At 74.3% G+C, this 21,310-nt stretch carries 13 protein-coding genes and 1 pseudogene; all 14 read right to left on the reverse strand.

Annotated features, from left to right (window positions below):
• On the reverse strand, window positions 1–2,971 hold a 2,971-nt coding region (locus tag IH44_RS49420; RefSeq protein ID WP_198545013.1), incomplete at its 3' end, for a S8 family serine peptidase.
• Window positions 2,972–3,066: 95 nt separating this feature from the next.
• Window positions 3,067–3,234: a hypothetical protein gene (locus tag IH44_RS46575; protein WP_157852391.1), complete on the reverse strand. Its 168-nt coding sequence runs from the start codon at window positions 3,232–3,234 to the stop codon at window positions 3,067–3,069.
• Between the two features lie 282 nt (window positions 3,235–3,516).
• Window positions 3,517–5,097, reverse strand: a complete 1,581-nt coding sequence (serA, locus tag IH44_RS0119140; protein ID WP_030460832.1) for a phosphoglycerate dehydrogenase — start codon at window positions 5,095–5,097, stop codon at window positions 3,517–3,519.
• Window positions 5,098–5,311: 214 nt separating this feature from the next.
• A complete protein-coding gene (gene ilvC / locus IH44_RS0119145; RefSeq protein ID WP_030460833.1) occupies window positions 5,312–6,310 on the reverse strand; it encodes a ketol-acid reductoisomerase in 999 nt (332 codons plus the stop codon).
• 110 nt (window positions 6,311–6,420) lie between these two features.
• Window positions 6,421–6,945: an acetolactate synthase small subunit gene (ilvN, locus tag IH44_RS0119150; protein ID WP_030460834.1), complete on the reverse strand. Its 525-nt coding sequence runs from the start codon at window positions 6,943–6,945 to the stop codon at window positions 6,421–6,423.
• A 31-nt stretch (window positions 6,946–6,976) separates the two neighbouring features.
• Window positions 6,977–8,827, reverse strand: a complete 1,851-nt coding sequence (locus IH44_RS0119155) for an acetolactate synthase large subunit (protein ID WP_030460835.1) — start codon at window positions 8,825–8,827, stop codon at window positions 6,977–6,979.
• 275 nt (window positions 8,828–9,102) lie between these two features.
• Entirely contained in the window at window positions 9,103–12,141 is a 3,039-nt protein-coding gene (locus tag IH44_RS0119160) for a bifunctional diguanylate cyclase/phosphodiesterase (protein ID WP_030460836.1), read from the reverse strand.
• A 223-nt stretch (window positions 12,142–12,364) separates the two neighbouring features.
• Window positions 12,365–15,400, reverse strand: a complete 3,036-nt coding sequence (locus tag IH44_RS0119165; protein WP_232795009.1) for a helix-turn-helix transcriptional regulator — start codon at window positions 15,398–15,400, stop codon at window positions 12,365–12,367.
• 74 nt (window positions 15,401–15,474) lie between these two features.
• A complete protein-coding gene (locus IH44_RS0119170) occupies window positions 15,475–15,681 on the reverse strand; it encodes a hypothetical protein (protein ID WP_030460838.1) in 207 nt (68 codons plus the stop codon).
• A 212-nt stretch (window positions 15,682–15,893) separates the two neighbouring features.
• Window positions 15,894–17,393, reverse strand: coding sequence for an Asp-tRNA(Asn)/Glu-tRNA(Gln) amidotransferase subunit GatB (gene gatB / locus IH44_RS0119175; protein ID WP_030460839.1), 1,500 nt, complete (start codon window positions 17,391–17,393; stop codon window positions 15,894–15,896).
• 27 nt (window positions 17,394–17,420) lie between these two features.
• A complete protein-coding gene (locus IH44_RS0119180) occupies window positions 17,421–17,660 on the reverse strand; it encodes a hypothetical protein (RefSeq protein WP_014138190.1) in 240 nt (79 codons plus the stop codon).
• Window positions 17,657–19,150 carry an Asp-tRNA(Asn)/Glu-tRNA(Gln) amidotransferase subunit GatA gene (gene gatA / locus IH44_RS0119185; RefSeq protein ID WP_030460840.1) on the reverse strand — a complete coding sequence of 498 codons (1,494 nt, stop codon included), beginning with the start codon at window positions 19,148–19,150 and terminating at the stop codon, window positions 17,657–17,659. Before gatA ends, IH44_RS0119180 begins: the two co-directional genes overlap by 4 nt.
• Before the next feature lie 5 nt (window positions 19,151–19,155).
• Window positions 19,156–19,452, reverse strand: a complete 297-nt coding sequence (gatC, locus tag IH44_RS0119190; protein ID WP_030460841.1) for an Asp-tRNA(Asn)/Glu-tRNA(Gln) amidotransferase subunit GatC — start codon at window positions 19,450–19,452, stop codon at window positions 19,156–19,158.
• Between the two features lie 168 nt (window positions 19,453–19,620).
• A pseudogene (locus IH44_RS0119195) lies at window positions 19,621–21,147 on the reverse strand (putative bifunctional diguanylate cyclase/phosphodiesterase); the annotation flags it as partial.
• Window positions 21,148–21,310 lie beyond the last annotated feature (163 nt).

Raw genomic sequence — 21,310 nt, forward strand, 5'->3', positions numbered from 1 at the left:
GGGCGGGGTCGAACGGGTAGGGGCCGAGGGTGGCGAGGGCGTCGGTGGGGTCGTCGGAGGCGCCGGTCCAGACGGTGTAGCGGGGGTGGGTGAGCGGTGGCAGGGCGGCGAGGCGGACGGGGAGCAGCAGGGTGTCGGAGTCGAGCAGCGCGGTGTCGGTGTCGCCCCAGCGGCCGTTGAGCGGCTGGACGTCGAGTTCGGCGCCGGTGCGGGCGTCCAGGGTGCGGGCGATCAGTACGTCGCTGCCCTTGAGGCGGTCGGCGACCACGGTGGCGTCGGGGGTGCCGTCGCCGTCGGTGTCGATCGAGGCGCGCACGCCGAGGGCGCCGGCGGGGGTGGCGGCGGGGGCCCACAGGACGGCGGCGAGGTAGAGCGTGCCGTGGCCGTCGACGGCGGCGGCCGCGTAGTGGAGGTTCGCGGAGCGTTCGGCGGGGTCGTCGACGCAGAGGTCGGTGTCGGCGGCGGGGCAGTCGGGCCAGCGCGGTCCTTCGCCGCCCGGCTGGAGGGCGGTGAGCAGGCCGGGGCGGGGGTCACCGGAGACGGCGAAGGTGGCGGCGGTGCCGAGCGCGGTGGCGGCGGTGGCGGCGCGCGGGGCGGCGAACAGCGGGACGCGCAGCGGCGGGAGGGTGCCGTCGTCGGGGGTGAGGGTGAGCCGGCCGGAGAGTTCGCCGCGGTAGCTGCGGGCGTGCCCGGCCTGCAGCAGGTCGAGGGTGGGGTCGGGGGCGCGGCCGAGGTCGGCGCCGAGCCGGAGCGTGACGGTGACGGTGGCGCTGCCGTGCGGCGGCAGGTCGACCCGGGCGGGCGAGATCCCGAAGGCGGCGCCGGGCAGCGCGGTGGCGGGCGCGTAGCCGGTGGCGTACGACAGCGGGCGCTCGCCCAGGTTGCGGACGGTCACCTCGCGGGTGGCCGTCGTCGCGCCGGTGGCCTCGACCACGCCGAAGGAGACGCCGACCGCGCCCTCGGTCTGCGCCCCGTACGCGAGCACGGGGGTGCGGACGGCGGCGTCGGCGCGGACCCGGCCGCTGCCGGTGCGCTCGGGGCCGTACACCGGGCCGGTGCGGCCGTCGTGCGAGTAGGTGTCGGTGGCGGTGTCCATCAGCGCGGCCTTGACCTCGGCCGGGTCGTAGTCGGGGTGCGCGGAGCGGACCAGCGCGGCCAGGCCGGCCAGGTGCGGGGTGGCCATCGAGGTGCCGTCCTCGCGCATGCCGCCGGTGCCGGTGCCCGCCTTGGCCGACCAGACGGTCTCGCCGGGGGCGGCCAGGTCGGGCTTGACCACGCCGTCGACGCCGATGCCGCGCGAGGTGAAGGAGGCGAGGGTGTCGGTGCGCTGCGGCTGGTCCTGCGGGACGGCGCCGTGCAGCGGGTTGCCCGGGGCGGCGAGCCGGACGGTGACCGGGCCGCGGGCGGCGGCGTCGAGCAGCCGCTGCCCGTCGGCGCGGGCCAGGATCGCGGCGGGGATGCGGTCGTCCCCGGCGATCTCGCCGAGGTTGTCGCCGTCGGCGGCGTAGAGCGTGCCGACGGCTCCGGCGTCGGCGGCGTGGTCGGCGCGCGGGGCGGAGCCGCAGGCCCGGTCCGGGTCCTTGGTGGTCCAGCGCAGCACGGCGACCCTGCCGCGCAGCCGGTCGGCGTCGGCGGGCGAGAACGGCGCGCAGCCGTCCGACTGGTCGGCGGGGACGGCGAGTTCGCCGCTGACCTCGGTGTCGTCCCAGTGGGTGTACTTGCTGCTCCAGTGCGCGGGGACGTTCCCGGCGAGCGCGGCGGGGGCGAGCACGGTGATGCCGTCGGCGTCGCCGTGCTCGTCGACCGAGGCGGCGGCGGTGAGCACCCGGGCGGCGGTGCCGGGGCTGCCGCCGACGCCGTAGACGTCGCCCTCGTTCCCGGCGGCGGCGACCACCACGGTGCCCAGCGCGGCGAGCCGGTCGGCGGCCAGCGCGTCGGCGTCGCCGGGGCGGCCGTAGGGGCTGCCGAGCGAGAGGTTGACCACGTCGAGGCGGTCGGAGAGGTCGCCGTCGCCGTTCGGGTCGGCGGCCAGGTCGAGGGCGGCGGAGAGCTGGTCGGTGGAGCCGTCGCAGCCGAACACCTTGATGGCGTACAGCTGGGCGCCGGGGGCCGCGCCGGGGGCGACCCGGAAGTCGGCCGGGTCCAGGCCGGGGCGGTAGGGGCCGCGGTAGGGCCGGCCGTCGGCGGTGACGCCGAGCCCGGCGGCGGTGCCGGCCACGTGGGTGCCGTGGCCGTTGGCGGCGCAGTCCAGCGGGTTGTCGTCGGGGTGCGGGTCGGGCTGGTAGTGGGCGGCGGCCGGGTCGGGGTCGTAGTCGTCGCCGACCAGGTCCTTGCCGCCGACCACCTTGGCGTTGGGGAACAGCCCGGCGGGGGCGGGCTTCGCGCCGTCCACCGCGCGGTAGGCCGCGGGGGTGCCGGGGCCGCCGAAGTCGGCGTGGGTGTAGTCGATGCCGGAGTCGACGACGCCGATCCGGACGCCCTCGCCGGTGTGGCCCGCCGGGCCGTCCCAGACCTGCGGGGCGCCGGTGAGCGGCACCGAGTAGCCGTTGGCGCGCCGCTTGAGGGCGACGGGGCGCACCGCGCGGACGCCGGGCAGCGCGGCCAGCTTCGGGAGTTCGGCGGCGGGCAGCCGCAGGGCGAGGCCGCTGGCCAGGGTGCGGGTGCGGTAGAGCGGGCGGGCGTCGGGGACGGCGCGCCGCAGGGCGGCGGTGAGCGCGTCCAACGAGCGGTCGGCGACGGCCCGTTGGGCGCCGCCGGCGCTCGCGGCGGCGCGCCGGGCCTGGTCGGGGGTGCGCAGCTGTCGGCGGGCGTCGTCCCGGGCGCGCTGCCAGGCGGTGGCGGCGGGCTCGGTGGCGAGTTCCACGAACACGGTGGTGCTCGGGCCGTCGGCGGGCCGGTCGTCGGCCAGCGCGGGGACGGCGGCCGGGGCGAGCAGGGCGAGGGCGGCGAGGAGGCCGAGGGGGGTGCGCACGGCCCCAAGGTAGGAGCCGTCGCGGGGCCGGGGGCGGAGGTTCACCCCGTGGGTGACGGTCCGTCACCCGTCCGGCCCAGCGGGGGCGTCGGCGGTCAGCCGCCGATCGGGGCGCCGTTGTCGCGGCGGTCGAGGGCGCGCTGGAGGGCGGCGGCGGTGCGGGGGTCGGCCGGCAGGGCGCGGCGGCGGCGCGGGGCCGCGGCGCGGGCGGTGGCGGTCGTGGTGGCGGCGGGGGCGGTGGTGCGGTCTGCGACGAACGGCATACCGGGCTCCTTGGTGCGGGGGCGCAGCGGCGCGCTGGAGGGACGAGCGGAGGTACGCCGAGCAGGGGTCGCCTGCCGCACCGCGTACGGGCCCCGCGGGCCGGGCTCCCCGTCGTGACGGGGGTGGCTCACCGTAGGACTACTCCACGGTACGACGTGGAGGGCGCGAGGTCAGCAGATTTACTTGGATTTCCTAGTATCTGAGACGGGTTTCGCTCGCGGGCATGCGAACGGCCCTTCCGCCTCAAGGTCGGAAGGGCCGTCGCGGTGGTGCGGGGGGCGTCAGCCCAGGTTCACCGAGCGGGAGAACTTGGCGCCGATCGCGGTCGCGATCTCGGCCAGGACCTCCTGGGAGACCTCGCTGTCCACGGTGATCGAGGCCAGCGCGTTGTCGCCGTCCCGGGCGACCTGCATGCCCGCGATGTTGATGCCCGCGTCGCCGAGGATCTGGCCGAGGGTGCCGACCACGCCGGGGCGGTCCTCGTAGTGGAAGAAGGCCATGTGGTCGGTGAGCGCCACGTCGACGTCGAAGCCGTCCACGCCGACGATCTTCTGGGTCTGCTTCGGGCCGGACAGGGTGCCGGAGATCGACACCTCGCCGCCGTCGGCCAGGGTGCCGCGGACGGTGATCACGTTGCGGTGCTCGGGCGACTCGCTGGAGGTGGTCAGCCGCACCTCGACGCCGCGCTCCTGGGCGAACAGCGGGGCGTTGACGTAGGACACCGTCTCGGCCACCACGTCCTCGAACACGCCCTTGAGGGCGGACAGTTCGAGCACCTTGACGTCGTGCTGGGTGATCTCGCCGCGGACCTCGACGTCCAGGCGGACGGCGACCTCGCCGGCCAGCGCGGTGAAGATCCGGCCGAGCTTCTCGGCCAGCGGCAGGCCCGGGCGGACGTCCTCGGCGATCACGCCGCCCTGGACGTTGACCGCGTCCGGCACCAGCTCGCCGGCCAGCGCGAGGCGCACCGACTTGGCGACCGCGATGCCGGCCTTCTCCTGCGCCTCGTCGGTGGAGGCGCCCAGGTGCGGGGTGGCGACCACGTTGTCGAAGGCGAACAGCGGGGAGTCGGTGCACGGCTCCTTGGAGTAGACGTCCAGGCCGGCGCCGGCCACCCGGCCCTCCTGGAGCGCCCGGACGAGCGCCTCCTCGTCGACGATGCCGCCGCGGGCGGCGTTGACGATCCGCACGCTCGGCTTGACCTTGTGCAGGGCCTCGTCGCCGATCAGGCCGATGGTCTCCGGGGTCTTCGGGAGGTGGACGGTGATGAAGTCCGCGACCTCCAGCAGCTCCTCCAGGGAGAGCAGCTTGACGCCCATCTGGGCCGCGCGGGCGGCCTGGATGTAGGGGTCGTAGGCGACGATCTTCATGCCGAACGCGGACATCCGCTGCGCGACCAGCACGCCGATCCGGCCGAGGCCGACCACGCCGAGCACCTTCTCGCTCAGCTCGACGCCGGTGTACTTGTTGCGCTTCCACTCGCCGCCCTTGAGCGCGGCGTTGGCGGGGGCGATGTTGCGGGCGACCGAGATCAGCAGGCCGCAGGCCAGCTCGGCGGCGGTGACGATGTTCGAGGTCGGCGCGTTGACGACCATCACGCCGGCCTTGGTGGAGGCGGCCACGTCCACGTTGTCCAGGCCGACGCCGGCCCGGGCGACGACCTTGAGCTTCTTGGCGGCGGCCAGCGCCTCGGCGTCCACCTTGGTGGCGGAGCGGATCAGGATGGCGTCCACGTCGGCGATCGCGGTCAGCAGCTCGGTGCGGTCGGCGCCGTTGCAGTGCCGGATCTCGAAGTCGGGGCCCAGCGCGTCGACGGTGGCGGGCGACAGCTCTTCGGCGATCAGTACGACAGATTTGCTCACGACAGTGTGTCCTTAACTGTCCGGTTCACCCCGCCGCACGGAGGTGGCGCGCACAGGGCGGGGGGAAGGTGGCATGTCGCGTAGCTAGACGCACGACGCTGTGGGCCTGACGCGTGGTTCGGAGTCTATCGGCGGGGTCCTACCGGGACTGCTCCCGTCCGGCGAAATCACCCGGACGGGAACAGCCTTGTTGTACAACCGGGACGGGCGGAGATCAGGCCTCCTGGTCGACCCAGCTCATCAGCTTGCGGAGCTTCTTGCCGGTGGTCTCCAGCAGGTGCTCGCTGTCCGCGTTCTTGTACTCGTTGTACTTCGGCAGACCGGCCTTGTACTCGGCGATCCAGGTGTTGGCGAAGGTGCCGTCCTGGATCTCGGTGAGGACCTTCTTCATCTCGGCCTTGGTGTCGGCGGTGATGATGCGGGGGCCGGTCACGTAGTCGCCCCACTCGGCGGTCTCGGAGACCGACCAGCGCATCTTCTCCAGGCCGCCCTCGTACATCAGGTCGACGATGAGCTTCAGCTCGTGCAGGCACTCGAAGTAGGCGATCTCGGGCTGGTAGCCCGCCTCGACCAGGGTCTCGAAGCCGGCCTTCACCAGGGCGGCGGTGCCGCCGCAGAGGACGGCCTGCTCGCCGAACAGGTCGGTCTCGGTCTCCTCGGTGAAGGTGGTCTTGATGACGCCGGCCTTGGTGCCGCCGATGCCCTTGGCGTACGACAGCGCCAGGTCGAAGGCCTTGCCGGTGGCGTCCTGCTCGACGGCCACGATGCACGGGACGCCGCGGCCCTCCTGGTACTGGCGGCGGACCAGGTGGCCCGGGCCCTTCGGGGCGACCATGCAGACGTCGACGTCGGCCGGCGGCTGGATGAAGCCGAACCGGATGTTCAGGCCGTGGCCGAAGAACAGGGCGTCGCCCGCCTTCAGGTTCGGCTCGATCGCGTCCTTGTAGACGTCGGCCTGGATCGGGTCCGGCACCAGGATCATGATGACGTCGGCCTCGGCCGCGGCCTCGGACGGGGTCACCACGCGCAGGCCGGCCTCGGCGGCGGCGGCACGGGACTTGGAGCCCTCCAGCAGGCCGACCCGGACGTCCACGCCCGAGTCGCGCAGCGACAGCGCGTGGGCGTGGCCCTGGCTGCCGTAGCCGATGACCGCGACCTTGCGGCCCTGGATGATGGACAGGTCGGCGTCGTCTTCGTAGAACAGCTCGGCCACGGGGGCACATCTCCTTGCGTGATGGTGGTGCCGGGGGTTCCTACCGTAGGCGCACCCGGCGGACTTCGATGGCAGTGCTCAGGTTGTGGGACGGGTCGCGGCGGCGCGCGTCAGGCGGAGCGCTCCAGCGCGCGCAGCGAGCGGTCGGTGATGGAGCGGGCGCCCCGGCCGATGGCGACCAGGCCGGACTGCACCAACTCCTTGATGCCGTACGGCTCCAGCATCCGCAGCATGGCCTCCAGCTTGTCCGAGGAGCCGGTGGCCTCGATGGTCACCGCGTCGGGCGACACGTCGACGGTCTTGGCGCGGAACAGCTGGACGATCTCGGTGACCTGCGAGCGGGTCTCCGCGTCGGCCCGGACCTTGACCAGGACCAGCTCGCGCTGGACCGCCTGGGACTGGTCCAGCTCGACGATCTTGATCACGTTGACCAGCTTGTTGAGCTGCTTGGTGACCTGCTCCAGCGGCAGCTCCTCGACGTTCACCACGATGGTCATCCGGGAGATGTCGGGGTGCTCGGTCGGGCCGACCGCGAGCGAGTCGATGTTGAAGCCGCGGCGGGAGAACAGCGCGGCGATCCGGGCGAGCACGCCGGGCTTGTTCTCGACCAGGACGGACAGGGTGTGCTTGGACATGGTGGTCATCGCTTTCGGGTCCGTGGGTCCGTCAGTCCAGGTCGTCGCCGAAGTCGGGGCGCACGCCCCGGGCGAACTGGATCTCGTCGTTGCTGGTGCCGGCCGCGACCATCGGCCAGACCATCGCGTCCTGGTGGACGATGAAGTCGATGACCACCGGGCGGTCGTTGATCTCCATCGCCTGCTTGATCACCGCGTCCAGGTCCTCGGGGCGCTCGCAGCGCAGGCCGACCGCGCCCATCGCCTCGGAGAGCAGCACGAAGTCCGGGACGCGGGTGCCCTGGGCGGGCGGCTCGATGCCGTCGTGGCCGGGGCCGGAGTGCAGCACGGTGTTGGAGTAGCGCTGGTTGTAGAACAGCGTCTGCCACTGGCGGACCATGCCCAGCGAACCGTTGTTGATGACCGCGACCTTGATCGGGATGTCGTTCAGGGTGCAGGTGGTCAGTTCCTGGTTGGTCATCTGGAAGCAGCCGTCGCCGTCGATCGCCCAGACCGGGACGTCCGGCCTGCCGGCCTTGGCGCCCATCGCGGCGGGGACGGCGTAGCCCATCGTCCCGGCGCCGCCGGAGTTCAGCCAGGTGGCCGGCTTCTCGAACTGGATGAACTGGCTGGCCCACATCTGGTGCTGGCCGACGCCCGCGGCGTAGATCGCGTCCGGGCCGACCAGCTGGCCGATCCGCTCGATCACCTGCTGGGGCGACAACCGGCCCTCGGGGGCGGGCTCGTAGCCGACCGGGTAGGTCTTCTTCCACTCGTTGAGCCGGGTCCACCACTCGGTGTAGTCGCCGCGGTGGCCGGCGTCGAACTCGGCCTGGACGGCGACGATCAGGTCGGCCAGCACCTCGCGGGCGTCGCCGACGATCGGGACGTCCGCCGGGCGGTTCTTGCCGATCTCGGCGGGGTCGATGTCGGCGTGCACGACCTTGGCGTTCGGGGCGAAGGAGTCGAGCTTGCCGGTGACCCGGTCGTCGAAGCGGGCGCCCAGGGTGAACAGCAGGTCGCTCTTCTGCAGGGCGGTGACGGCGGGGACCGAGCCGTGCATGCCGGGCATGCCCAGGTGCTGCGGGTGGCTGTCCGGGAAGACGCCGATCGCCATCAGGGTGGTGACCACGGGCGCGCCGGTCAGCTCGGCCAGGATGCGCAGTTCGGCGCCCGCGTTGGCCTTGAGCACGCCGCCGCCGACGTACAGCACCGGGCGCTTGGCGTTCACCAGCAGCTTGGCGGCCTCGCGGATCTGCTTGGCGTGCGGCTTGGTGACCGGGCGGTAGCCGGGCAGCGCGGTCTCGACCGGCCAGCGGAAGACGGTCTGCGCCTGCAGGGCGTCCTTGGCGATGTCGACCAGGACCGGGCCGGGGCGGCCGGTGGCGGCGATGTGGAACGCCTCGGCGATCACCCGGGGGATCTCGGCCGGGTCGGTCACCAGGTAGTTGTGCTTGGTGATCGGCATGGTGATGCCGCAGATGTCCGCCTCCTGGAAGGCGTCCGTGCCGATCGCCTTGGAGGCGACCTGGCCGGTGATCGCGACGATCGGCACCGAGTCCATGTAGGCGTCGGCGATCGGGGTGACCAGGTTGGTCGCGCCCGGGCCGGAGGTGGCCATGCAGACGCCGACCCGGCCGGTGGCCTGCGCGTAGCCGGTCGCGGCGTGGCCGGCGCCCTGCTCGTGGCGGACCAGGATGTGCCGGACCTTGGTGGAGTCCATCAGCGGGTCGTACGCGGGGAGGATCGCCCCACCGGGGATGCCGAACACGGTGTCGGCGCCCACGGCTTCGAGCGAGCGGATGAGCGACTGCGCGCCGGTCATGGTCTCGGTGGTCTGGGGACCCGGAGCGTGGGCGGCCGGGTGGTCCCCGCGGCGGGGGGTTGCGGCGTGCTCAGTCATCTGCCTGTCTCTTCTCGGGTTCTGCTCGGGGGGCGCCGGCCCGGGCGGCGGAGGGGTTCGGGCCGGTCTCCGGCTCTGCCTCAATCGTCCGGATTTCAGGTGGTTGAGGCCAGTGGTGGTGCGGTGGCCAACCAGCATTCGTGCAACAAAAAACCCCTCGTGCCCAGGGCATGCGAGGGGGAGGCGCGTCGGGCTGCGATTCAGCCGACGCGCCCGCCAAGTACGAGAATTCGGGTGGTCATGGCACCGACCTTCCTCCCACGCAGTGGCGGGTGTCAAGCTGGTGGGACCGCCGTCTCACCATGCGGGCCACCGCTCGGACCGCCCACCGCGTGCCGTTGCGGCAGGTCGAGGCCGGGGTGCGGGGCTCCGGGGCGGGCCCCGGCGGCCTCGGCCAGACCACCCGTTCGCGGGTCGGGGGTGAGCAGCGGACGGCGGCCCGGGCCGCCCTGCGGCTGCCGCGGCACCGGGTAGCCGCGGCGCAGCAGCGCCCGGCGCAGCCGCAGTTCGTCCAGCGGCCGGTCGAAGGCCAGGCCCTGGCCGCGGCGGCAGCCGAGCTCCTGCAGGGCGGCGACCTGCCGGGGGTGGTCGACCCCGTCGGCGCCGGTGGCCAGGCCGAGGTCGCGGGCCAGCCGCAGCGCGTGGCCGGCCAGCGCCCGGGTCAGGGTGGACTCGGCGACGTCCTGGACCAGGCTGCGGTCGAGCTTGAGGGCGTCGAACGGCAGCCGGGCCAGCGCGCCCAGCGAGCCGCCGCCTGCGCCGAACCCGGCGAGCGCGGTGGACACCCCGAGGCGGCGCAGCGCGGCCAGCCGGCGGCCGAGTTCGTCGGCCAGCGCGTCCGGCCCGGTCCGGGCCACCTCCAGCACCAGCAGTTCGGGCGGCAGCCCGGTGTCGCGCAGCGCGGCGGCCAGCGTCTCGTACATGCCGGGGGCGCAGAGCCGTTCGGCGGCCAGCCGGACGGTGACCGGGACGGGCGGGGCGGCCGGGCCGTCGGCGCGGCGGCGGGCGGCCGCGGCGACGGCCTCGGTGAGCAGCCAGCGGGCGAACCGGGTGGCGGCGTCGCCGGAGTCGGCGGTGCGCAGGAACTCGGCGGGGGTGAGCAGCAGTCCGCCGGCCGAGCGCCAGCGGGCCTGCGCCTCGACGCCGGTGAGCCGGCCGCCCGCGAGCTCGACCACGGGCTGGTGCAGCAGCGTGAAGGAGCCCTCCCGGACGGCGGCCCGCAGCCGCTCCTCCAGTTCGCTGCGGCGGTCGAGTTCGGCCCGCATCGCCGGGGTGTAGAGCACCACCCGGCCCTTGCCGCGGGACTTGGCCTGGTACATCGCCAGGTCGGCGTTGCGCAGCAGTTCGTCGGCGGCCGAGGCGGCGGGCCCGGCGGCGCCGTCGCGGTCCTTGCGGGAGCCGTCCTTGCGGGGGCCGTCCTTGCGGGGGCCGTTCCCGGCGCTCCCCGGCCCGCCGGGGGCGGCGGGCGCGGCGGGCGCGGGTTCGGGCACCGGCAGCGGGGCGTCGGGGCCGAACGCGATGCCGATCGAGGCGGCGACGCCGAGTTCGGCCCCGCCGATCCAGTACGGCTCGGAGAGCGCGCCGCGGATCCGTTCGGCCAGGTCGCGGACCTGCGGGTGGCCGAGCCGGCCGCGCACCAGCACCGCGAACTCGTCGCCGCCGAACCGGGCCACGGTGTCCTCGCTGCGGACGGCGGCCTGCAGCCGGCGGGCGGCCTGCACCAGCAGTTCGTCGCCGACCTGGTGCCCGGCGGTGTCGTTGACGGCCTTGAAGCCGTCCAGGTCGAGGAAGAGCACCGCGACGGCGGTGCCGACCGGCCCCTGCGCGGAGAGCGCGGCCCGGACCCGCTGGGCGAACAGCGCCCGGTTGGGCAGGTCGGTGAGCGGGTCGTGGAACGCGTTGTGCTGCAACTGGGCCTGCAGTCGGACCCGTTCGGTGATGTCCCGGCTGTTGAGGATCAGGCCGTCCCGGTACGGGTTGACGGTGGACTCCACGTGCAGCCACTCCCCCTCGCCGGAGCGGATCCGGCACTCGACCCGGGCCGAGGGCTCGCCGATGCCGAACCGGGCGCCCCGGGTGCGGGCCAGGATCCGGCGGACCTCGGCCAGCACCCGGTCGACGTCCTCGGGGTGGACCAGGTTGAGCAGGTTGCCGCCGACCAGGTCCTCCGGGTCCCGGTTGTAGACCCGCAGCGCGGCGGGGCTGACGTAGGACAGCGCCCCGGACGGCCCGGCGATCATGATGACGTCGCTGGAGCCCTGCACCAGGGAGCGGAAGTGCGCCTCCTTGGTGGCGAGTTCCTGCGCCAGCGAGAGGTTGTCCAGCAGCATCACGCCCTGCCGGACGATCAGCGCCAGGCCCACCGTGCTGGCGGCGGCCAGCATCACCCGGTCCAGCGGGCGGCCGCCGAGCGCGTTGTAGAGGATGCCGGCGGTGCAGACGGCGGCGGCCGCGTACGGGGTGAGCGCGCTGAAGGTGGAGGCCACCCGGCGGCGCGGCGAGCCCTGCGCGGACGGGTGCTCGCGGGACGGGTGGCGGCCGTGCTGCCAGGGGGCCCAGGCGAGCAGCAGCGAGCCGGCGAACCAGCCCGCGTCCAGCAGTTCGCCGGAGTGGTAGTCGCTGTGGAACTGCGGGGTGGTGAACAGCGCGTCGCAGACCACGGTCAGCGCCAGACCGATCATCGCGGTGTGCACGGCGGCCCGGTTGCCGTCCCGGCTCCGGAAGCGCAGCCCGACCACCAGGCTGACCAGCAGGATGTCCAGCACCGGGTAGCCGAGGCCGAGGGCGAGCTTCAGCGGGTCGTCGCCGTCGCCGGCCGCGACCCGGCCGAGCGCCAGGCTCCAGCTGAGCGTGAACAGCGAACCGGCCACCAGCCAGCCGTCCAGCAGCAGGCAGAGCCAGCCGGCCGGGGTGCGCGGGCGCTGGGCGAGCACCAGCAGGCCGATGATGGCCAGCGGGGCGAACAGCAGGAAGGCGTAGTCGGCCAGCGAGTCCGGCGGCAGCGGCTGCCGGAGCACCACCTCGTACCAGCCCCAGGCGCCGTTGCCGAAGGCCACCATCGCCGAGGAGAGTCCGAACAGCAGCCAGGCCGGCCGGGTGTGGCCGCCCACCGCGACGCCGTGCGCCAGACAGGACAGGGCGGCCACGAGGGCCGCCCCGGCGAGACCGAAGTCCCCCATCACCAGTGCGAGTTCACTCGACCCCCAGCCGACGGCGGCGCCGGCGGCGTACCCGGCGCAGAGCACCGCGAGCAGCCCGGCCGTCAGCCGGCTGAGCGGGGTACGGGCAGGCAGCACCGACTCGGTGGAGTTCAATCGACATCTCCCCCTCCGGCCCGTGGCCGTACCGGTGTTCCCGCTTCGGACCCTACACCACTGCGGTCACGCACTGGCACGTCCGCTCAACTTAGAGTAATGAACCGCAGGTGGCGTGAAGCCGGTTGGGACCGGGATCGCCCGTTCGGCGCAGGCGGACGGGCGGCGGAGGACCGCCCGCGGGGACGACGACAGGGGTTGCGGCGCGAGGTCCGACGGGGCGTCAGGAGCCGCTGGTGGCGGGCTCCTCGTCCGGGAACAGCCGCAGCCGGTGGGCCAGCGCGGCGGCCTCGCCGCGGCCGGTGACGGCGAGCTTGGCCAGGATGTTGGAGACGTGCACGCTGGCGGTCTTCGGCGAGATGAACAGCTGTTCGGCGATCTGCCGGTTGCTCCGGCCGAGGGCGAGCTGGCGCAGCACGTCCCGCTCGCGCGGGGTGAGGCCGAGGCCGGGGCCGGGCTCGGGGTCGGCGGCGGCCCGGCGGGCCGGGCCGAGCCGGGCGGCCAGCAGGTCGGCGTCCCGACGGGTGGTCAGGTCGCCGCGGCGGCGGGCGAGTTCGGCGGCCTCGTGGAGCTGGGCGGCGGCGGTCTCCCGGTCTCCGGCGGCGGCGCTGTCCTCGGCGGCGCGCAGCAGGGCCAGCGCGAGCGGGCCGGGCAGGGCGGCGGCGCGCAGCGCGGCGACGGCGCGCTGCCGGTGCTCGGCGGTGGGGCGGCCGGCGGCGCGGGCGAGTTCGCCGGCCAGCAGGGCGGCCCAGCCGCGGTCGAGGTCGCAGCGCGGGGTGATCCGGGCGGCCTCGGCGGCGATCCGGGCCAGCGCGGCCTCGCCCTCGGGGGTGCGCGGGTGCTGGTCGGCCTCGGCCTCGGCGGCGTGGGTGAGCAGCGGGAGCAGGTGGCCGCCCTGCCGGGTGAGGACGGTGCCGTCGAGAGCTTCGGCGAGCCGGGCGCGGGCCTGTTCGGGGCGGCCGAGCCGGATGGCGAGCCGGACGCCGAGCGAGGCGGTGGGCAGCACGTGCTGGGGCTGGGCGCCGCCGCCGCCGCTGGCGTGGGCGGTGTTCCAGTGGGTCTCGGCCGCGGCCAGGTCGCCGCGGAGCAGGGCGAGTTCGCCGCGCAGCCGGTCCATGAACTCGCCGTGGGTGTCGGCCTCGGGCTTGTCGTCCCAGTCGGCGAGGACGGCGGCGGCCTCCTCGGTGCGGCCGGTGGCGAGCAGCGCCTCGGCGAGGTTGCCGGTGAGGATCGGGCCGGTGTTGAGCATCAGCCCGCTGCCGCGGGCGGCCTCCAGGCCCTGGCGGGCGGCGGTGGCGGCCTCCTCGGCGCGGCCGACCGAGAGCAGCAGGCTGGCCAGGTTGTTCAGGCCGCGGGTGTGGACGTCGCCGTTGCCGAGCGGGCGGGCCAGTTCGACGGCCTCGGCGAGCAGGGCGACGGCCCGTTCGGCGTCCTCGAAGTCGCCGAGCAGTCCGGCCAGGGTGACCCGGGCGTGCACCTCGACGGAGGGTTCGCCGGCCCGGCGGGCGACGTCGACGGCGCGTTCGGCGGTGGCGACGGCGTCCGGGCCGGGGTTGCGGAGCAGGCCGTGCGCGGCCTCCAGGGCGAGCGCCTCGGCCTGCACGGCGGACGGGCCGAGGCCCCGGACCAGGCGGTGGGCGTACTGGATCTCCTCCAGGCCGCCGCTGCGCTTGAGCTGGTCGAGCATCTTGGCGCGCTGGAGCCGGAACCAGGCGGCGCGCAGCGGGTTGCCGGTCTCGTCGACCAGGGCGAGGGCGCGGCGGGCCAGGCCCTGGCCGCGGTCGCGGTCGCCGGCCCGGCGGGCGGCGACCACCGCTTCGGCCAGCACGTCGACGAGTTGCAGGCGCTCGCAGTCGTGGTGCTCGCCGTCGTCGCAGGCGCAGGGCGGGTAGGTCTCGGCCCAGTCGTAGGGGCGCAGGGTGGTGGCGAGGACCTGCTCGGAGACGGTGTCCCAGAGCTCGATGGCGCGTTCGAGCATGGTGAGCTGCTCGGCGAAGGCGTTGCGGCGGCGGGCGGCGCGGGCGGCGTCGAGGGCGGCGGGCAGCGCCCGGGCGGGCTGGTGGGCGTGGTACCAGTAGTCGGCGAGCCGGGCGGTGCGCTGTTCGGCCCGGACCAGGGACGGGTCGGCCTCCAGGACGGTGGCGAACCGCCGGTTGATGCCCTGCCGTTCGCCGGGCAGCAGGTCGTCGGAGACCGCCTCGCGGACCAGCGCGTGCCGGAACCGGTAGCCCTCGCCGTCGGTGTCGGGGCGCAGGATGTTGGCGCCGACGGCGGTGCGCAGGGCGGCGATCAGCTGGTCCTCGCCGGTGCGGGAGCCGTCGGGGCCGTTCTCGGCGACGACGGCGGCGAGCAGGGCGTGCTCGATCCGGGAGCCGCCCTCGGCGGCGATCCGGACGATCCGCTGGGTCTCCTCGGGGAGCGCCTCGACCCGGACCAGCAGGATGTCGCGCAGCGACTCGGTGACGCAGGCCAGGCAGCCGTCGCGGTAGGCGGCGGCGAGTTCCTCGACGAAGAACGGGTTGCCCTCGGAGCGGCGGTGGATCCGGTCCACCACGTCCCGGCCGAGCGGCTCGGGGCCGAGGATGCCGGCCAGTTGGGCGGCCACCTCGGGCCGGTCCAGGCGGTCCAGTTCGATCCGCTGGACGGTGCGCAGCCGTTCGAGTTCGGCCAGGAACGGGCGCAGCGGGTGGCGGCGGTGCAGGTCGTCGGTGCGGTAGGTGGCGACGATCAGCACCCGGGAGCGGTGCAGGGTGCGGACCAGGTAGGCGAGCAGTTCCCGGGTGGAGCGGTCCGACCAGTGCAGGTCCTCGATGGCCAGCACCACCGTCCGGTGCTCGGCCAGCCGCTCGAACAGCCGGGTGGTGTGCTCGAACAGCCGGGCCCGGCCGTACTCGTCGTTGCCCTCGCCGTCGGCCTCGCCGAAGTCCGGCAGCAGCCGGGCGAGGTGGCCCTCCAGCCCGGCGGCGGCCCGCTCCAGCTCCGGGCCGAGCCGCCGGTGCAGGCGGCGCAGCGCGGCCGAGAGCGGCCCGTACGGCAGGCCCTCGGCGCCGACCTCCAGGCAGGCGCCCAGCGCGGTGACCGCGCCGTCCGCCTCGGCCCGGGCCAGGAACTCCTCCAGCAGCCGGGTCTTGCCGACCCCCGCCTCGCCGCCGACCAGCACGGCCTTGGGCTCCCCCGCCCCCGCCCGGTCCAGGCCGGCCCCGAGCACACCGCTCTCCCGGCCGCGTCCGACGAAGACCGGGCTGACTGTCTGCTCCATGCCCGTGAGCATGCCACAGCCCTCGAACAGGGCCGAGCGGTTATCCCACCCGCCGGACCGGCCGGGCCCGCCGGTCATCCGGCACAGCCCGCCACGGCGCTCGAACGGCCCTGCTCCGCACCGGAGTTGACCCGCGGCGCGGCCGCCTCCCGGCGGACCGCCCGCACCACCCGCCCGACCAGCCCGGTGCGCGCACCGGCCGCCTCCCGGGCCAGCCGCTCGGCGGCGGCCCGGTCGTGCAGTTCGCGTTCCCGTACCTTGAACAACTCGTACTCGTACACGGTGTTTTCCCCTCGTTGCGTGCTGGTGTCCAGCCTCCGCCCCCAGGGGGGTGCGCCACATCGGGAGCCTGCCCGATCTCCGCGGGCCGCCGACCGCGAAAACGGCGGTGCCCGCCCCCTCCCGGGGACGGGCACCGTGCTCGGCGGCCCTAAGCAGCCTCCTTAGGCCCCGCCGTCTCGTCTAGGCACTCCTAAGCAGTCCTAGGCACTGCTCAGGCGAGCTTCTCCAGGATGAGGTCCTTGACCCGGGCCGCGTCGGCCTGCCCGCGGGTGGTCTTCATCACCGCGCCGACCAGCGCGCCGACCGCCTGCACCTTGCCGTCGCGGATCTTCGCGGCGACGTCCGGGTTGTCGGCGATCGCCTGGTCGACGGCCGCGCCGAGCGCGGAGTCGTCCGAGACCACGGCGAGGCCTCGCTTGGCCACCACGTCGTCCGGCTCGCCCTCGCCCGCGAGGACGCCCTCGATGACCTGGCGGGCCAGCTTGTCGTTGAGCTTGCCCTCGGCGACCAGCGCGCACACCCGGGCCACCTGGGCCGGGGTGATCGGCTGCTCGGACAGCTCGGTGCCGGTCTCGTTGGCGCGCCGCGCCAGCTCGCCCATCCACCACTTGCGGGCCTGGTCGGCGGGGGCGCCGGCCGCGATGGTCTCCGAGATCGGCTCCACCGCACCGGCGTTGAGCACCGACTGCATGTCCTTGTCGGACAGGTTCCACTCGGCCTGCAGCCGGGCCCGGCGGACCCGGGGCAGCTCCGGCAGCGAGGCCCGCAGCTCCTCGACCCACTCCCGGGCCGGGGCGACCGGCACCAGGTCGGGCTCGGGGAAGTACCGGTAGTCCTCGGCGTTGTCCTTGATCCGGCCGGCCGTGGTGGAGCCGTCCTCCTCGTGGAAGTGCCGGGTCTCCTGGACGATCGTCCCGCCGTCGCCGAGCACCGTGGCGTGCCGCTGGATCTCGAACCGGGCGGCCCGCTCGACGCTGCGCAGCGAGTTGACGTTCTTGGTCTCGCTGCGGGTGCCGAAGGTCTCGGTGCCGTTGGGGCGCAGCGACAGGTTGACGTCGCAGCGCATCTGGCCCTTGTCCATCCGGGCCTCGGAGACGCCCAGCGCCCGGATCAGCTCGCGCAGTTCGGCGACGTACGCCTTGGCGACCTCGGGAGCCCGGTGGCCCGCGCCCTCGATCGGCTTGGTGACGATCTCGATCAGCGGGATGCCGGCCCGGTTGTAGTCCAGCAGCGAGTACTCCGCGCCGTGGATCCGGCCGGTGGCGCCGCCGACGTGGGTGGACTTGCCGGTGTCCTCCTCCATGTGGGCGCGCTCGATCTCCACCCGGAAGACCTCGCCGTCCTCCAACTGCACGTCGAGGTAGCCGTTGAAGGCGATCGGCTCGTCGTACTGGCTGGTCTGGAAGTTCTTCGGCATGTCCGGGTAGAAGTAGTTCTTCCGGGCGAACCGGCACCACTCGGCGATCTCGCAGTTCAGCGCGAGGCCGATCCGGATCGCGGACTCCACGCCGACCGCGTTGACCACCGGCAGCGAACCGGGCAGGCCGAGGCAGGTCGGGCAGGTCTGCGAGTTGGGCTCCGCACCGAGTTCGGTGGAGCAGCCGCAGAACATCTTGGTCTTGGTACCCAGCTCGACGTGGACCTCAAGGCCCATCACCGGGTCGTACGAGGCGAGAGCCTCCTCGTAGGAGACCAGGCTCATGACGCTCACAGCGTCCCTTCTTCAGTCATGGGAGGTTCAGCCGAGCAGGACGTCGTCGTCGCCGAGACGCTTGAGCTCGCGGACGAGGAGCGCGGTGCCGGTGATCAGGGCGGCGGCGCCGACCACGGCGTTGATCAGCTTGAGGGTGTCGTTGTCGGCGCGGGCGCCGCGGATGTCCTTGGCGATGGAGATGGCGCCGAAGGCGCTGGTGCCGATGGACAGCCACAGGCCGGGCTTCGAGTGCTTCCAGCCCTTGGCCTTCTCGATCTTGCTCATAGTGCCGGTGCCTCCTCCAGCAGGGCGTGGCCCCACTTGTCGTTGAGCGCGGCCTCGACGGCGCCGCCCACGCGGTAGAGGCGGTCGTCCGCCATCGCGGGGGCGATGATCTGCAGGCCGACCGGGAGATTGTCCTCCGGGGCGAGCCCGCAGGGCAGCGACATGGCCGCGTTGCCCGCCAGGTTCGAGGGAATGGTGCACAGGTCGGCGAGGTACATCGCCATCGGGTCGTCTGCCCGCTCGCCGATCGGGAATGCCGTGGTCGGGGTGGTCGGGGAGACCAGCACGTCCACGCCCGCGAAGGCGGCGTCGAAGTCCCGGGAGATCAGGGTGCGGACCTTCTGCGCGGAGCCGTAGTAGGCGTCGTAGTAGCCGGACGACAGCGCGTAGGTGCCCAGGATGATGCGGCGCTTGACCTCGGAGCCGAAGCCGGCCTCGCGGGTGAGCGCGGTGACCTGCTCGGCGGAGCGGGTGCCGTCGTCGCCGACCCGCAGGCCGTAGCGCATGGCGTCGAACCGGGCGAGGTTCGAGGACGCCTCGGACGGGGCGATCAGGTAGTACGCGGGCAGCGCCAGCGTGAACGACGGGCAGGAGACCTCGACGACCTCGGCGCCCAGTTCGCGCAGCAGCTCGACGGACTCCTCGAAGCGCTGCATGACGCCGGCCTGGTAGCCCTCGCCGGCGAACTCCTTGACCACGCCGATCCGCATGCCGCGCACGTCGCGCATCCGGGCGGCAGCAACCACGTCGGGGACGGGGGCGTCGACGGAGGTGGAGTCGAGCGGGTCGTGCCCGGCGATGGCCTCGTGCAGCAGCGCCGTGTCGAGCACGGTGCGGGCGCACGGGCCGCCCTGGTCGAGCGAGGAGGAGAAGGCGACCAGGCCGTAGCGGGACACCGAGCCGTAGGTGGGCTTGACGCCGACGGTGCCGGTGACGGCGCCGGGCTGGCGGATCGAGCCGCCGGTGTCGGTGCCGATGGCGAGCGGCGCCTCGAAGGCGGCCAGCGCGGCCGCCGAGCCGCCGCCGGAGCCGCCGGGGATCCGGGTGAGGTCCCAGGGGTTGCCGGTGGGGCCGTAGGCGGAGTTCTCGGTGGAGGAGCCCATCGCGAACTCGTCCATGTTGGTCTTGCCGAGGATGACGACGTCGGCGTCCTTCAGGCGCTTCGTCAGGGTGGCGTCGTAGGGCGGGATCCAGCCCTCGAGCATCTTCGACCCGCAGGTGGTCGGCATGCCCTTGGTGGTGAACACGTCCTTGAGCGCCAGCGGCACGCCGGCCAGCGGGCCGAGTTCGGCGCCGGCCGCGCGCTTGTCGTCGACGGCGCGGGCCGCGGCCAGCGCGCCCTCGCGGTCGACGTGCAGGAAGGCGTTGACCTTCTTGTCGACGGCGTCGATCCGGTCCAGGTGGGCCTGGGCGACCTCGACCGCCGAGACCTCGCCCTTGGCGATCGCGGTGGCCGTCTCGGCCGCCGTGTACTTGATCAGCTCGGTCATCTCGGTCAGTCCTCCCCGAGGATCTGCGGCACGCGGAAACGCTGGTCCTCGCTGGCCGGGGCGCCGGACAGCGCCTGCTCCGGGGTCAGCGACTGTCGCACCTCGTCCGCGCGCATCACGTTGGTGAGCGGGAGCGGGTGGGAGGTCGGCGGGACGTCCTGCCCCGCGACCTCGGAAACGCGGGCGACCGCGCCGATGATCACGTCGAGCTGCTCGGCGAAGTGGTCCAACTCCTCCGCCTGCAACTCCAGACGCGACAGCCGGGCGAGGTGGGCGACCTCCTCGCGCGTGATGCCAGGCATGCAGCGATCCTCAAGGGTGAGTTCTGGTGGGCCGGGCCTCTGCCCGCTGGGCACGCCCGGTCCTTTCGGTCCTAAGGGGCCATCCTATGGGCAGAAGGGGGACGCCCGACCGGCCGCACGCGCGGGGCCCGCCCGGGGACGTCCCGGACGGGCCCCGCGCGGGTGCGCTCAGCGCGGCAGCGACTCCACCGGCGGTGCGTCGTTGCGCCGCACCAGCAGCCAGGCGGTGGCCTGGTCGGCGGGCAGCGCGGCCGAGACCAGCCAGCCCTGGACGGCGTCGACGCCCATGTCGTGCAGCCGCTCCCAGGTCTCGTCGTCCTCGACGCCCTCGGCGACCACGGTGAGCCCCAGCGAGTGGGCGAGCTCGACCGAGCAGCGCACCACGGCGGCGTCGTGGTCGTCGGCGACCATCCGGGAGACGAAGGAGCGGTCGATCTTGAGTTCGCCGACCGGCAGGCTGCGCAGCCGCACCAGCGAGGAGTGCCCGGTGCCGAAGTCGTCCAGCGACATCCGCACGCCGTAGCGGCGCAGTTCGGCGAGGGTGTCGGCGGCGCGCCGGCTGTCGTCGAGCAGCAGCCGTTCGGTGATCTCGAGTTGGAGGGCGGCGGCGGGCACCTGGTGCCGGGTGAGGTGTCCGGCGACCCGGGCGGCGAAGCCGGGGTTGAGGACGTCGCGCGGCGAGACGTTGACGGCGACGGGCACCATCAGGCCCTGGTGGCGCCAGCGGGCGATCTGTCCGACGGCGCTCTCCAGCACGTAGTCGGTGAGCCGGGGCATCAGCCCGGAGGACTCGGCGAGGGCGATGAACTCGTCCGGCGCGACCCGTCCCTGTCCGGGCCGGTCCCAGCGCACCAGCGCCTCCAGGCCGACCACGCTGCCGTCGAAGGCCACCTTGGGCTGGTAGTGCAGTTGCACCTCGTTCATCTCGATGGCCCGCCGCAGGTCGCCGAGCAGGCCGATCCGGTAGGGGGTGTCGAGGTCGCGGGCCTCGTCGTAGCGCTCGACGCCGCTGCGGCTGTGCTGGGCGTGGCCCATCGCCACGTCCGCGCGTCGCAGAAGCGATTCTGCGTCCTGGGCGTGGGTGGGGTAGACGCAGACCCCGGCGCTGGCCTCCAGCACCAGCAGCAGGCCGTCCAGCCGGATCGGCGCGGCGAGTTCGGCGATCAGCGCCTTCGCGGTGCGCTCCAGCACCTCGGGGCTGCCCACCCCCGGCAGCAGCACGGCGAACTCGTCGCCGCCCATCCGGGCCACCACCGGCCGTTCGCCGCGGCGCAGCGGCGGGGGCAGCGCGGTGCCGTCCTCGCCGTCCCGGGGGTGCCCGGTGCCGGTGCGCAGGGCGCGGTGCAGCCGGCGGGCGATGTGCACCAGCAGCCGGTCGCCCGCGGTGTGGCCGAGGGCGTCGTTGAGCGAGCGGAAGCGGTCCAGGTCGAGCAGGATCAGGCCGACGCTGTACCCGGGTTCGGCCTCGTGCCGGGCCAGCGCCTCCTGGGTGGCGATCAGCAGGGCCTGCCGGTTGGGCAGGTCGGTGAGCGGGTCGGTGAGCTGGTCCCGGGCCCGGTCGCGGGCGATCCGCCAGGCGGCGACCAGCACGGCCAGGGGAACCGCGAACAGCGGGAGCAGCTCGGGTTCGTAGCGGTACACCAGGACGGCCAGCGGGATGAGCGGCGCGGCCCCGGCCAGCAGCACGCCGAGCAGCAGGACCGCCCCTGCCACCCCCTGCGGCGGGCGTGTGGGCGCGCCGCCGGTCGTACGATCCATAAGCCCAGTCCTCCGTCGGGCCCACCCCCCGGCGGGGCCGCCTCACGGTGAGGCACCCCTCTCCTCAGAGGTGCCGGTGGACGTCAGACGAGGGCGTGTC

It is taken from the genome of Kitasatospora sp. NRRL B-11411 (genome assembly GCF_000721345.1).
Lineage (GTDB): Bacteria > Actinomycetota > Actinomycetes > Streptomycetales > Streptomycetaceae > Kitasatospora > Kitasatospora cineracea.

Excerpts from the sequence above, each read along its gene's own strand:
- IH44_RS46575 (WP_157852391.1), bottom strand. The coding sequence starts at position 3,234 with ATGCCGTTCGTCGCAGACCGCACCACCGCCCCCGCCGCCACCACGACC.
- ilvN (WP_030460834.1), bottom strand. The coding sequence starts at position 6,945 with ATGTCCAAGCACACCCTGTCCGTCCTGGTCGAGAACAAGCCCGGCGTG.
- IH44_RS0119155 (WP_030460835.1), bottom strand. The coding sequence starts at position 8,827 with ATGACTGAGCACGCCGCAACCCCCCGCCGCGGGGACCACCCGGCCGCC.
- IH44_RS0119165 (WP_232795009.1), bottom strand. The coding sequence starts at position 15,400 with ATGGAGCAGACAGTCAGCCCGGTCTTCGTCGGACGCGGCCGGGAGAGC.
- IH44_RS0119180 (WP_014138190.1), bottom strand. The coding sequence starts at position 17,660 with ATGAGCAAGATCGAGAAGGCCAAGGGCTGGAAGCACTCGAAGCCCGGC.
- gatA (WP_030460840.1), bottom strand. The coding sequence starts at position 19,150 with ATGACCGAGCTGATCAAGTACACGGCGGCCGAGACGGCCACCGCGATC.
- gatC (WP_030460841.1), bottom strand. The coding sequence starts at position 19,452 with ATGCCTGGCATCACGCGCGAGGAGGTCGCCCACCTCGCCCGGCTGTCG.